Origin of the sequence: Actinophytocola sp. NPDC049390 (assembly GCF_044466355.1) — a bacterium.
In the GTDB taxonomy this organism is placed as follows: Bacteria; Actinomycetota; Actinomycetes; order Mycobacteriales; family Pseudonocardiaceae; genus Actinophytocola.
Map to the genome: position 1 here is coordinate 451,883 of NZ_JBITMQ010000004.1, position 12,465 is coordinate 464,347.

A 12,465-nucleotide genomic window follows, 5' to 3' on the forward strand; every position below is an offset into this window, starting at 1 on the left:
CCGCACACCACGTCAACGCAGCCGAGTTGTCCACAGATCACCGAGTTGTCCACAGCTCTGCCCACAGCACGCAGTCACTGTCGGTGCCCAGGCGTAGGCTGGCAACCGGGGGCCGGAGGCCACCCCTTCGCGAGGTCGCCGCGCACCCGAAATCCCAGTCAGTGCAAGCAAAAACGCGTCCGAGCGAGCGACGTCGCTGGCCTTCGGCCCCCTCGAACCACGCTACGGCATGCCACCGACATGTGCGGTCGCGCCGACGCTTCGTAACCGCGGTTGTCCACAGCCGACACGGTTGTCCACAGGCGCCCTGTGGACAACCCGGCGGTGTCGGCCCGCCCCGTTACGCTGGATTCCGGGGGCCGGAGGCCGCGACACGAACGAGAAACCACCGGCGCGACGCACCCCACCTCGGGCAAGCTGTGTTCATGGGGCTTGAGGACGACCCGTTCGACTGGCGGGTCACCAAGGACGGACAGGTGCTCGTCTCCCGAGGTGGTCGGGTCGTCACCACCATCCGCGGCGCCGCCGCGGCCAAGCTCCTGGGCCGCCTCGAACGCGCGTCCGACGACGAGGCCCAGCACCTCCTCGCCCGCGTCACCGGCAACTACAAGCGGGGCAACGAACGCCATGGCTAGATGGAGCGAGGCCACCGCCGAGGCCGCCTACGACCCCGCCGAGGACATCGACGAACCCGTCCGCTGCCGCCGCGGCTCGGTCACGTTCCTCCTGTTCGTGCTGGCGCTCGCCCTGCTCGGGTACGGGGTCATCCGGGTGCTCAGCCTCGAGAACACCACCGCGTTCCTCGTCGGCGCCATGACGCTCACGCCGTACGTCGTCGCGGGCGCGGGCGTGCTCACGCTGCTCACCCTGTTGCTGCGGCGATGGGTGCTGGGGCTGGCCGTCCTGGTGATCACGCTGTCGCTGGCGTCGCTGCTCGGACCGAGGTTCCTGGCCGAGGAGCAACCGGACGCGTCCGGGCCACACCTGCGGATCATGACCGCCAACCTCCACATCGGCCAGGCCGACCCTCGGGCGCTCGTCAACCTGGTGCGGCAACAGAAGGTCGACGTACTGACGATGCCGGAACTGACGCCCGACGCGGTGTCCGCACTGGACAGTGCCGGACTGTGGGAAGTGTTGCCGTACCGCGTGTTCGACGCGCGGCCGGATGGCAGTGGGTCCGGCATCGCGGCCAACCTGCCGTTGCGCCAGATCGTCCTGGTCGAGGAGAGCACGCTGTCGCAGCCGTCGGCGGTGGTCGACCTGCCGGGCAACGACGACCCGGAAGTGACGGCGGTGCACGTCCGGCCACCGCTGAACGACAGGAGCGCCCGCACGTGGCGTGCCGAGCTGGCCGACCTGCCGGAGGCCACGACGAACGAACGCCCGCGCATCCTCGCCGGCGACTTCAACGCGACGCTCGACCACGCCGCGTTCCGCGACCTGATCGACCACGGCTACGCCGACGCGGGTGAGGAAGCGGGCGAGGGCCTGACCGCGACGTGGTCGTCGTGGCCGACGGGGCCACCGCTGACGCTCGACCACATCGTCACGGACGTCCGCTGCGCGGTCAGCAGCTACGCGGTCTTCGACCTGCCGGACAGCGACCACAGCGCGGTGCTGGCCGAGGTGATCCTGCCGTAGTCCACAGCGGACATTGCGGAGCGCGGCCGCCGGCCCCCGGTTCCCAGCCTACGGGACGGGGGTGACGGTTCCGGTCGCGTCGGGGTCCGCTGTGGACAACGGGAGCGGTTGTGGACAACCGGCCGCTACGCGATCGTCGCGGGCGGAGAGTGTCGGTGGGGTCCGGTAGCGTGGTTCGAGGGGGCCGGAGGCCGCCTACTTGCGCAGCGGCCCCGGGTACAGGAACTCGTCCGCGGGCTGTGCGTCACCGCGGAACCAGGCGTCGAAGAAGGCGGTCAGGTCCTTGCCGGACGTCTCGGTGACGAGCTTCTCGAAGTCCGACCACGACGCGTTGTCGTCGCGGTACCTGGTCGGCCACTCCTTCAGCACCTTGTTGAACGCCTCGTCGCCGATCTCCCGGCGTAGCGCGTGGAGCGCCAGCGGGCCCTTCTCGTAGACGGCGGTGAACTCGTTGCCCGCGCCCATGTCGTACAGCTTGCCCGTCCACAGGTGACCGGTGCTCCGCGCCACCTCGGTCCGGTACTGCTCGTCCAGGTTCGCGCCGTACTTCGCCTCGTCCCACAGCCACTGGGCGTAGCTCGCGAAGCACTCGTTCAGGCAGATGTCCTTCCACTGGTCGACGGTCACCGAGTTGCCGTACCACTGGTGTGCGTTCTCGTGCACCACCACCGGCTCCTCCGCCCACGCCGCGTAGATGGGCCTGCCCTGGGTCTCCAGTGAGAAGCCGATGTTCTCGTTGATGTAGATCCCACCGGCCGCGGACTGGGGGTACGGGCCGAACTTCGACTCCAGGAACGCGATGATCTCCGGGAGCCTCGACTCCACCGACTTCTTGCCTTCCGCGCCCGGGGCGTACGCGCTGACCACCGGCACGCCGCTGGGCAGCGTGGACCGTTCGAAGGTCCACTTGTCGATCCCGACCGTCGTCAGGTACGTCGCGACCCGGTTGGGTTCGTTCCAGTGGAACGTGGTCCAGCCGTCGTTGCCGGGCGTCGCCGGGGACTCGAGGCCGTTGGAGACCACGCTCCAGCCGTTCGGGACCCGCGCGTCGAGCTTGAACGTCGCCTTGTCCCGCGGGGTGTCGTTCGCCGGGTACCAGGACGTCGCCGAGTGGGGCTCGCCCGCGGCGAACGCGCCGCCGGACGACGACCGCTGCCAGCCGTTCTCGCCCAGTGAGCCCGCCTCCGCGGACTCCGGGGTGCCGCTGTACTGCACGCGGGTTTCGAAGGTGTCACCCTGTGCGATGGGCTCCGCCGGGGTGATCACCAGTTCGTGGTCGCCTTCGCGGGTGAACTTGGCCTCTTCTCCGCCGACGGTCACCGCGCTGACCTCCAGACCCTGGAGGTCGAGGTTGAACTCCGGCAGCGAGGTGCTGGCCTTCGCGGTGACCAGGGTGTCGCCCCTCAGCGCCTGCTTCGGCGGGTCGTAGCTGATCTTGACGTGGTACGCGGTCACGTCGTAGCCCGGGTTGCCGTCCTCCGGGTAGTACGGGTCACCGGCGCTGTCGGACGTGGCCGCCGGCGGCGCCTCCTCGGCCGAGGAGCGGGCCGACGAGTCGTTGCTCCGCGAGACCGTGCAGGCCGCGAGACCCGCCGCGGCCAGTGTGAGGCAGACAACGCGCACGGCCGTGCGGTGGTGCATGGTGAACAGCTCCCGATCGTCGGTGGACCCGGACATCATGACCGACCGGATGTGATGCGTGGGTGGGTTCCGTGTATCCATCAGGGGTGCACATCGTCGAGTTCGGCGGCGAAGGCCCCGGCATCCTGCTGCTCCACGGCCTGATGGGCCGCGCGACCACCTGGTGGCCGGTCGCGAAGTGGCTGACCGCCTACGGCCGGGTCGTCGGGCTCGACGCGCGCGGGCACGGCCGCAGCCCGCACCGCGGCGGCGGCTGGCGCACCGAGGACTTCGTCGACGACGCCGCCGAGGTCCTGCGTGACCTCGGCCCGAGCACGGTCATCGGGCACTCCATGGGCGGCCTGCACGCCTGGTGCCTCGCCGCCGGCCACCCCGACCTGGTCCGCGCGGTCGTCGTCGAGGACATCGCCCCCGACCAGCGCGGCAAGACCGTCGACCCGTGGAAGTCGTACTTCGAGTCGTGGCCGGTGCCGTTCCGCTCCCTGGCGCACGTGCGGGAGTTCTTCGGCGACCTCGGCGACTGGTTCATCGAGTGCGTCGAGGAGCGGGAGGACGGCTACCACCTGATCGCCGACCTCGAAGACCTGTACGAGATCGCGAACGAATGGGGCCGCCGCGACTACTGGCCGTTCGTCGAGCGGGTGCGCTGCCCGATGCTCGCGGTCGAGGCCGAGCACAGCGCGATGCCGCCCGGACAGATGGCCGAGCTGCCGAAACGTGCCGGTGGCGTGGTGCACCACCTGGTCGTCGAAGGCGCGGGCCACGTCGTCCACCACGACCGTCCGGCCGTCTACAGGGGCGCGGTCGAGGCGTTCTTGTCAGGTGTACTGGGCCGCTAGCGGCGGCGGTCCCGCATCGAGCGCGGGAGGTCCGACTGTGCCGGTGCTTCCCGGTAGCCGGGGAAGTTCGAGTGTGACGTGGTGGGGCGGACCATGAACGAGCCGCCGAACTCCTCTTCCTCGTCCACCGGCTCCGGGCGCTGGGGACGAGGAGCAGGCTCGGGTGGTTCCGGTGTGGCGGCGGGCGCGGCGCCGCTCGCGGCCTCGCACATCGCGGCGTACCGGTTGAACAGGGCCCGGCCCGCGACGGTCAGTGTCTCCGACTTGCGCAGCTCCTCGATGAGGGTGTCCCGCACCCGTCGCAGTTCCTCACTCATGACTCGTCCTCCAGGACGCGCAGGACGTCGGTCTCGCCCGTGTGGGTGTCGACGACCACGATCTCGCTGATCCTCGCCTTGATCGACCCTACCGGGTACAGCGCGGTGAAGCCTGCCGTCATGAGGTCCGGTTCGAGGTCGCGGGCCAGCACGCAGTGCGGCATCCACGAACCGGGCAAATAGCGCGCGACCGGCTGTTTCACCCGTTTCGCCAGCACGTCGTGCACCGCGGAGTGGACGGCGAGCAGCTCGGTGTCGACGACCGCGGTCAGCGCCAGCTCACCGTCGGACGCGGTCAGGATCGACAGCCACAGCGACGGGATCGACAGGAGCCGCAGGTCGTCCCGCAGCGCGCCGCGGGTGGCGGCGGGGATCGTGCCGGCGGCCGCGAACGTCACGTGCGGGGTCGTGGCGGGGCTGGGGATGTCGCTGTCCGCCAGCCGCCGCCACAGTCCACGCACCGCGGCGTCCGCGTCGCCGTCGAAGTGGAACTCGAGCGCCTGCGCCATGGACGCAGGATCCCAGGCGTCAGGCGAGGAGCCGCTGCCAGGTGGGCGTGTCGACGGTGTCGAACCGCTGCCCGCGCGCGGTCATCAGCGCCTGCGCCGCCTTCGCGGCCTCGCCGGTGTCGCCCGCGTGCACGGTCCGGACCAGCAGCGGCCACGTGGTGACGCCGATGAAGCCGCTCTCGTCCGCGGTCCGGCTGGCGTAGCAGGGTTCGTACGCCACGCCGTTCTCCGCCGCGAGCCGCGACACCGCCGCGAACGTGACGTCGCCGAACACGCCGTCCGCCGTCACGTCCACCCCGCGCGCACGCAGGAGGTGTTGCGCGGCAAGGACTTTCTCGCTCTGCTCGCCCGGCTTGAGCAGCGGCCACGACCGCAGGTGAGCGGCGGGTGACGGTGCCGTGCCGAGTTCGGCACGCACGGCCGCGATCAGCTCCGGCAGCCGCCGGTACAGCACCTCGCCGGGGCACTCCGTGGCGTTGAAGTCGCGGTGCCCCCGGATCATGTCCGGCGAGATGCCGTACGACTGGGCGATGTACGCGACGAGCTGCACCAGCGAGTCCCACAGCTGCGGCGTGACGTCCACAGTGGAGTAGAGGCCCTCGTTCTCGATGCCGATGACCTCGCTGTTGTGGTTGGCGACGTTCGCGCCCTGCACGTGCTTGCGGCCGCCGTCGAGGACCTCGACGCTGCGGTGGCGGCCCTCGGTGACGTGCCCGCCGCGGCTGTTGGTGAGCTGCTGGCCGGAGTCCACCCAGCCGCGGCCGTCCATGTGGAAGTCCTGGATGCTTCGCGAGATCTGGAACGCGTGCTCCAGCGACAGGTCGGACGAGTTACCGCCCGCGGTGTGGTGGACGACGATGTAGGTCGGTTTGCGGTTCAGGACAGTGATGGTGCCGTTCGGCGGGCGCGCGCCCCACTCGTCACACGTGTAGATGCGCGGACGTTCGACGGTGGGTTTGACCGCGCCGAACGCGATCGGCGCGGTCGACGCGCCCAGTGCGCCCATGGCTGTGACGGTGAAGCCGCCCCGTAAAAGGGCACGGCGGGATACGGCCATCTCGATCTCCCTCGACGTGGAGTCATCAGACCCAGATCGGTGACTGGCATTTCCGAACGTAGTCGCGCCGTTACCCGAAGACAAGAGTTCCCCAATTGCCAAAGAATTTGGTTGCCAATTTGCAGAGGTAACTCAGAAGCGGTGTCCGCTCCGCGAGCTCCGCTCAGTGCTCTCCGGGTAACGCGAACAGGCCGTCGGCGGTCTGTTCGACCAGGCCGTCCACCAGCAGCGAGTCGAGACATCTGTCCCGCTGCCCGGCGTCGGACCAGACGACGTCCAGTCGTGTCTTGGGGACCGGGGTCGAGGTGTCCCGCAGGACGTCCAGCAGAAGACCGCGCACCTGGCGGTCCGTGCCCGCGAACTTCTGCACGGGCTTCGCGGGCCCGTTGTAGGCCGGTTTCCCGGCGAGCTGCCACGCGCACGTGTCGTAGACGGGGCAGTCGGCGCAGCGCGGGTTGCGTGCCGTGCACACGATCGCGCCCAGCTCCATCAGCGCAGCCGACATGCGTGCCGCGTGCTCGTCGTCCTCCGGCAGGAGCTTCTCCGCGTCGGCCATGTCGCGGGTGTTCGACGCGGGGCCCGCGTCACCCGCCCCGTGTACCGCGCGGGCGATGACCCGCCGCACGTTCGTGTCCACGACCGGGCAGCGCTTGCGGTAGGCGAACGCGGCGACCGCACGCGCGGTGTACGCGCCGATGCCCGGCAGTGCCAGCAGGGTGTCCACGTCGGACGGAACGACGTCGTCGTGCTGGTCCGCGATCACGGCGGCCGCGTCCCGCAGCCGCAGCGCGCGGCGCGGATAACCGAGCTTGCCCCACATGCGCAGCACGTCGGCCGGGGTGGCGGCGGCCAGGTCGGACGGCTTGGGCCAGCGGGCCACCCACTCGTGCCACGACGGCTCGACGCGGGCGACCGGGGTCTGCTGCAGCATGATCTCGCTGACCAGCACACCCCACGCCGAGCAGTCGGACCTGCGCCACGGCAGGTCCCGCGCCTTCTCGGCGAACCAGTCGGTCAGCACACATGCGTCGATGGCCATCGCGCCACGAGCCTAGCCGTCCTGTGATCGCCGCACCGGACGGCGTTCACCGCCGAGCTAGATGACCTCGGTCAGCTCCGCGTTCGCCACGTCGTAGACGAACCCGCGGACGTGGTCCCGGTATGGCACGAAGGGGCTGCGCCGCACCCGCTCGACCGACTGGCGGACACTGTCCTTGACCTCGCGGAACGCCTCGATCGCCCACGGCGGCCGCAGTTTGGTGTCCTTCTCCAGCTCGTCCTTGAACTCGTCCTCGGTGATCAACGACAGGCCGCACGAGGTGTGCTGCATGACGATCACCTCGCGGGTCTCGAGCTTGCGCTGGCTGATCGCGAGCGACCGGATGACGTCGTCGGTCACGACCCCGCCCGCGTTGCGCATGATGTGCGCCTCGCCGTGCCGGAGGCCGAACACGTCGAAGACCTTGATGCGTGCGTCCATGCAGGTCACGATCGCCAGGTGGAGTGAAGGCACCGGCGTCGGAACTCCCGGCGCGCCGTGGTCGACACCGATCGCGTGCCGGTGCAGGAGATCGTCGATTGCGGTCATATGTCAGCTCCCGTGTTTCGCCGTGCCCACATTGCGGTCAAGCACTGGAAACCAGCTCGACCACCAATTGGAACAAGGCCCGGCCATCAGGGCAACGTGGCGTCGACAACAACTCTCCGTGCTCACTACCAGCATAAATATCCCACTATCGGGGACATCGAAGATCCACGGGGATGAGGTATGGCGGGGCTACCGTCGGGCCATGCTCGAACCCAACGGCCCGCTGGCCCAGTCCGTGTACTGGCGCCGCCGCGGGCTCGCCGCGGTTGGTTCGGTGCTCGCGGTGGTGCTGCTGGCGTGGCTCATCGGCGGTCTCGTCGAGGCGGACGACCAGCACCCCGTGCAGGGCACGGCCGACACGGCGGACGTGGGCGGCGGCGATCGGCCGGGCGCGGTCCAGGTGACGTCCTCGCGGGTGTCCGCGCCGCCGTCCAGCCCCGGACCGGACGACCCGCGCGGCTCGGTGACGGCGAGTTCGCCCAGCCCGACGGTGTCACCGACGAGCACGACGTCCCCTCCGGTGGTGACGACGACCAGCCCGGCGCCGCCGCCCAAGCCGCCCGCAGCGTGCCCGGACAAGGTGGTGAAGGTCGTCGCGGCACCCGATGTGCCGTCGTACCCGGTCGGGGCCCGGCCGCTGCTGACGCTGCGGATCGTCAACGCCGGGCCGGTGGCGTGCACGCGGGACCTCGACCGCAAGCTGCGGGAGATCCTCGTCCTCGGCGCGGACGGCACACGGCTGTGGTCGAGCACCGACTGCTACGGGCCGCCGGAGCCGGACGTGCGTGTGCTGGCGCCGAACACGGCGGTGGAGTTCTCGGTCAACTGGGCGGGACGGACTTCCGCGCCGGGGTGCCCGGAGAACCGGAAGACGGTGCCGGCGGGGAAGTACCGGGTGGTGGGCAAGCTGGGCACGCTGACCGGCCCGCCCACCCCGCTGACGCTGACGTAGGGCACCAGGTCACGGGCCGAACCAGCGTTCCTCCGTCGTTCGGGGTGGGGCCGACGTGGTGCCGACGACCAGTTCCGTGTCCAGCGTGATGTGGCGCGGCTTGTTGTGTTCGGCCGAGCCGAGCAGCAGCTTCCCGGCCGCGCGCCCCTTCTCCAGCACCGGCTGGCGAATGGTCGTCAGGCCGACGCGCTCCGCCTCGACGATGCCGTCGAATCCCGTCACCGTCAGGTCCTGGGGCACCCGGAGGCCGCGGCGCTTCGCCTCGTTCAACGCGCCCAGCGCCAGGATGTCCGACGTGCAGATCAGGGCCGTGACCTCGGGGTTCGCGTCGAGCAACTGCGCGGCCGCCGACTCGCCGCTGGTGATCGAGTGGTCGAAGCGCTCCACGACCGGGACCCGCGCCCAGTCCACGCCCGCCGCCTCGAACGCCTCCGCCAGCCCGGTCAACCGGGCCCGCTGCACGTGGAAGTGCGCGGTCCGCTGCCGGGACACGGCCGCGAAGCCGTCGTTGCGGTCGCGGGCGAGTCGCATGCACAGCACACCGACGTTGCGGTGGCCGATGCTGATCAGCCTGCTCGCCAGCTGGGTGATGGCCGCGTGGTCGTCGATCCCGACGAGGTCGACGCCCTCGACGCGCGGCTGGTCGCACACCACGGTCGGCACGGGGCGGGACAGCACGGCGGCGAGGTGCGGGTCGTCGTCCGGGACGGAGTACACGACGAAACCGTCCACACCGGCGCTGTGGACGGCGGTGACGTCCTCGCGCTCGGGATTCACGGGTACCAGGTGCAGCCCCTGACCAGCGCCTTCACAGGCAAGCGCCAGTCCTTCCAGGAAACCCAGCGCGGCCGGGTCCCGGAACGCGTACGACAGGTTCTCGGTCAACAGGAGCCCGACCGCGCCCGCCTTGCGGGTGCGCAACGACCGCGCGACCGGGTCCGGGCCGGGGTAGCCCAACCGTCGCGCGGTCTCCAGTACCCGCCTGCGCAGCTCCGGCGAGAGCTGATCAGGCCGGTTGTAGGCGTTCGACACGGTGGTCCGCGAAACGCCGAGCTCCGCGGCCAGCGACGCCAGTGTCGCCGGTCGCCGAACATGCATAGGCCTCGCCATGTGCTGACCGTAACGGTTCAGAAGCGCATACAGAAGCCCAGCAGCGCACGTCACCGTCACCACATCTGGTGGCACTTCTCACCCGGTCTGATGACACGAGCGGAATAACGCGTCGTATAGTCGCCTTGCAGTAGTCGAAAACGGTTTCCATTACCTATAGCGTGACACGCATACGTGGTTTCGGAGGGAACGTCATGAGAAGCGCCTTGCCACTCGCGGTGGCCGCGGTCGCCGTGCTGGCCGCGGGATGCGGCGGCGACACGGGCGGCGACGCCGCGGCCGACGGCAAGATCGCGGTCGTCGCGTCCACCAACGTGTGGGGCAGCGTGGTCGAGGCGGTCGGTGGTGACAACGTGAGCGTTCGCTCCCTCATCAACGACTCGAAGGGCGATCCGCATTCCTATGCGGACAAGCCCGAGGACGCGACGCTCCTCACCGAGGCGAAGCTCGTCGTCTACAACGGCGGCGGCTACGACGACTTCTTCACCAAGCTCGTCGACGCGGCGGGCGCGGACGCCAAGCAGGTCGTCGCCTACGACGTGTCCGGGCTGCCCGACGGTGAGAACGAGCACGTCTGGTACGACTTCGGCACCGCCAAGAAGGTCGCCGACAAGGTCGCCGCCGAGCTCGGCGCGATCGACCCGGACAACAAGACAACCTACGAGGACAACGCGAAGGCGTTCGACGGCGAGCTCGACGAGCTGGCCGCCACGGCCGACGCGATCCCCGACGGCAAGGTCGTCGCGACCGAGCCCGTCGCCAAGTACCTGCTCGACGTCGCCGGCATGACCGACGCGACCCCGACGGACTTCTCCGAGGCCATCGAGGAGGAGACCGACCCGCCGGTGGCCGCCGTCGCCGACACCATGGACCTCGTGTCCGGCAAGCAGGTCGTCGCGCTGGTCAACAACGAGCAGACCGAGACGAACGTGACCGACCAGCTGAACGACGCGGCGAAGAGCGCCGGGGTGCCGATCGTCAACGTGAGTGAGACGCTGCCACCGGGCGTGACCGACTACGTTGAGTGGATGACGAAGCAGGTGGACGCGTTGGCGGGCGCGGTGGCTTGATGGAAGAACACGTGCCCGCGATCTCGCTCCGGGACGCGACGCTCGCCTACGGCGACCGCGTCCTGTGGTCCGGGCTGAACCTCGACATCGAGCCGGGGGAGTTCGTGGCGGTGCTGGGCCCGAACGGGTCCGGCAAGACGAGCCTCCTCCGCGTGCTGCTCGGGTTGCGGCCGCTGACGTCGGGCACCGCGCGGATCGCGGGTGAGCCGCCGGGCCGCGGCAACAGGCGGATCGGGTACATCCCGCAGCAGCGGGCCATCGACGCCCCCGTCCGCGGCCGCGACCTGGTCGGGCTCGGCCTCGACGGGCACCGCTGGGGCACCGGGATCTCGCGCATCCGCGAGCGGCGGCAGCGGGTCGACCAGGCCATCGCCGAGGTCGGCGCCGAGGCGTTCGCGAAGGCGCCGATCTCGTTGCTGTCCGGCGGTGAGCAGCAGCGGCTGCGGGTGGCGCAGGCGTTGGTGAGCGACCCCGACGTGCTGCTGTGCGACGAGCCGCTGTTGTCGCTCGACCTCGCGAACCAGCGCGTGGTCAGCTCGCTGATCGACCAGCGCCGCCGCGCCGCCGACACCGCCGTGCTGTTCGTCACGCACGAGATCAACCCGGTACTGCCACTGGTCGACCGCGTTCTGTACCTCGTGGACGGTCGCTTCCGGGTCGGTCGCCCGGACGAGGTGATGAACTCGGGGACACTGTCCGAGCTGTACCGGACGAAGATCGACGTCGTGCGGGTGCGTGGGCAGATCCACGTGGTCGGCGCCCAGAGCGGGCTGTGCGAGGACCAGCCCCACCACCTGCACGAGGAACCCGCCTGATGGACAAGTTCTTCGACTTCGAGCTGATGGGCAGGCTGCTCGGGCTGCCCTACGTACAGGCCGCGCTGGTGGCGGCGGGCATCCTCGGGTTGCTGGCCGGCGTGCTCGGCCCGTTGATCGTGAGCCGCAACATGGCGTTCGCGGTGCACGGGACCAGCGAACTGTCGTTCACGGGCGGCGCCGCGGCTCTGCTGCTGGGCATCAACGTCGGTCATGGCGCACTCGCGGGGGCCGTGATCGCCGCGCTGGTGCTCGGCCTGCTGTCGCGGCGCAGCTCCGAACACGACTCGGTGATCGGTGCCGTGCTGTCGTTCGGGCTCGGTGTCGGCGTCCTGCTGCTGTGGTTCTACCCGGGACGCGCGAACAGCAAGTTCGGGTTGCTCGTCGGGCAGATCGTCGGCGTGGACTTCGCGTCGATCGCGCTGCTGTCGGTGAGCGGGATCCTGGTCATGCTGGTGCTGCTGGTGATCTACCGGCCGCTGCTGTTCTCGTCGGTGGACCCGGACGTGGCGAAGGCGCGCGGGGTGCCGGTCGGCGGGTTGTCGGTGGTGTTCGCGGTACTGGTCGGCGTCGCGACGGCGCTGGGCGTGCAGACGGTGGGCGCACTGCTCGTGCTGGCGCTGATGATCACCCCGGCGGCCGCCGCGGCCCGGGTGACGGCGAGCCCGTTGCGGGCGACGGTGCTGGCGGTGGTGTTCGCGGAGGCGGCCGCGCTGGGCGGGTTCATCCTGTCGCTGGCGCCGGGGGCACCGGTGAGCGCGTTCGTCACGGCGATCTCGTTCCTGATCTACCTGGTGTGCTGGACGATCAGCCGGGTGCGGGGCCGGTCGGCGCGAGGGGCCGCGGTGGTCGCGGTGCCGGTACCTGCCCGGTGAACCCGGTGGCGCAGCCGGACGTGCTGAGCGAGATGACGGTGGCGTCGG

The 12,465-nt window shown here is 70.2% G+C and carries 14 protein-coding genes; 7 read left to right on the top strand and 7 right to left on the bottom strand.

What is annotated here, in order from left to right:
- The first annotated feature begins 425 nt into the window (after nucleotides 1-425).
- Both ACIBVP_RS16045 and ACIBVP_RS16050 read left to right on the top strand, forming a co-directional pair.
- A complete protein-coding gene (locus ACIBVP_RS16045; protein ID WP_396106868.1) occupies nucleotides 426-635 on the top strand; it encodes a hypothetical protein in 210 nt (69 codons plus the stop codon).
- Nucleotides 628-1,644, top strand: coding sequence for an endonuclease/exonuclease/phosphatase family protein (locus ACIBVP_RS16050; RefSeq protein ID WP_396106869.1), 1,017 nt, complete (start codon nucleotides 628-630; stop codon nucleotides 1,642-1,644). Before ACIBVP_RS16045 ends, ACIBVP_RS16050 begins: the two co-directional genes overlap by 8 nt.
- 195 nt (nucleotides 1,645-1,839) lie before the next feature.
- Here the strand turns inward: ACIBVP_RS16050 and ACIBVP_RS16055 are convergent, their stop codons facing one another.
- Nucleotides 1,840-3,285, bottom strand: a complete 1,446-nt coding sequence (locus ACIBVP_RS16055) for a M1 family metallopeptidase (protein WP_396106940.1) — start codon at nucleotides 3,283-3,285, stop codon at nucleotides 1,840-1,842.
- 86 nt (nucleotides 3,286-3,371) lie between these two features.
- Here ACIBVP_RS16055 and ACIBVP_RS16060 point away from each other — a divergent pair, with 86 nt between their 5' ends.
- On the top strand, nucleotides 3,372-4,124 hold the full coding sequence (locus ACIBVP_RS16060) for an alpha/beta fold hydrolase (RefSeq protein ID WP_396106870.1): 753 nt from the start codon (nucleotides 3,372-3,374) through the stop codon (nucleotides 4,122-4,124).
- Here ACIBVP_RS16060 and ACIBVP_RS16065 read toward each other — a convergent pair.
- From ACIBVP_RS16065 to ACIBVP_RS16085, 5 genes are all read right to left on the bottom strand, one after another.
- Entirely contained in the window at nucleotides 4,121-4,441 is a 321-nt protein-coding gene (locus ACIBVP_RS16065) for a hypothetical protein (RefSeq protein ID WP_396106871.1), read from the bottom strand. The two genes, ACIBVP_RS16060 and ACIBVP_RS16065, sit on opposite strands and share 4 nt — an antisense overlap.
- Nucleotides 4,438-4,950 (bottom strand): 2'-5' RNA ligase family protein, encoded by a 513-nt coding sequence (locus ACIBVP_RS16070; RefSeq protein WP_396106872.1) that lies wholly within the window; start codon nucleotides 4,948-4,950, stop codon nucleotides 4,438-4,440. The genes ACIBVP_RS16065 and ACIBVP_RS16070 overlap by 4 nt, the downstream gene beginning before the upstream one ends.
- Before the next feature lie 19 nt (nucleotides 4,951-4,969).
- Nucleotides 4,970-5,956: an N-acetylmuramoyl-L-alanine amidase gene (locus ACIBVP_RS16075; protein WP_396106873.1), complete on the bottom strand. Its 987-nt coding sequence runs from the start codon at nucleotides 5,954-5,956 to the stop codon at nucleotides 4,970-4,972.
- A 214-nt stretch (nucleotides 5,957-6,170) separates the two neighbouring features.
- Nucleotides 6,171-7,046: an A/G-specific adenine glycosylase gene (locus ACIBVP_RS16080; RefSeq protein ID WP_396106874.1), complete on the bottom strand. Its 876-nt coding sequence runs from the start codon at nucleotides 7,044-7,046 to the stop codon at nucleotides 6,171-6,173.
- Between the two features lie 57 nt (nucleotides 7,047-7,103).
- Nucleotides 7,104-7,595, bottom strand: a complete 492-nt coding sequence (locus ACIBVP_RS16085) for a beta-class carbonic anhydrase (RefSeq protein WP_396106875.1) — start codon at nucleotides 7,593-7,595, stop codon at nucleotides 7,104-7,106.
- A 202-nt stretch (nucleotides 7,596-7,797) separates the two neighbouring features.
- Here ACIBVP_RS16085 and ACIBVP_RS16090 point away from each other — a divergent pair, with 202 nt between their 5' ends.
- Nucleotides 7,798-8,547, top strand: coding sequence for a hypothetical protein (locus tag ACIBVP_RS16090; protein WP_396106876.1), 750 nt, complete (start codon nucleotides 7,798-7,800; stop codon nucleotides 8,545-8,547).
- A 9-nt stretch (nucleotides 8,548-8,556) separates the two neighbouring features.
- Here the strand turns inward: ACIBVP_RS16090 and ACIBVP_RS16095 are convergent, their stop codons facing one another.
- The gene (locus tag ACIBVP_RS16095) at nucleotides 8,557-9,657 is read right to left on the bottom strand and encodes a LacI family DNA-binding transcriptional regulator (protein WP_396106877.1); all 1,101 of its coding nucleotides are present in this window, start codon (nucleotides 9,655-9,657) and stop codon (nucleotides 8,557-8,559) included.
- Between the two features lie 194 nt (nucleotides 9,658-9,851).
- Here ACIBVP_RS16095 and ACIBVP_RS16100 point away from each other — a divergent pair, with 194 nt between their 5' ends.
- Genes ACIBVP_RS16100 through ACIBVP_RS16110 form a run of 3 tightly spaced genes read left to right on the top strand, consistent with a single transcriptional unit; the run spans nucleotide 9,852 to nucleotide 12,417 of the window.
- Nucleotides 9,852-10,727 carry a metal ABC transporter solute-binding protein, Zn/Mn family gene (locus tag ACIBVP_RS16100; protein WP_396106878.1) on the top strand — a complete coding sequence of 292 codons (876 nt, stop codon included), beginning with the start codon at nucleotides 9,852-9,854 and terminating at the stop codon, nucleotides 10,725-10,727.
- Entirely contained in the window at nucleotides 10,727-11,542 is an 816-nt protein-coding gene (locus ACIBVP_RS16105) for a metal ABC transporter ATP-binding protein (protein ID WP_396106879.1), read from the top strand. Before ACIBVP_RS16100 ends, ACIBVP_RS16105 begins: the two co-directional genes overlap by 1 nt.
- Entirely contained in the window at nucleotides 11,542-12,417 is an 876-nt protein-coding gene (locus ACIBVP_RS16110; RefSeq protein ID WP_396106880.1) for a metal ABC transporter permease, read from the top strand. The genes ACIBVP_RS16105 and ACIBVP_RS16110 overlap by 1 nt, the downstream gene beginning before the upstream one ends.
- The last annotated feature ends 48 nt before the right edge of the window (nucleotides 12,418-12,465 follow it).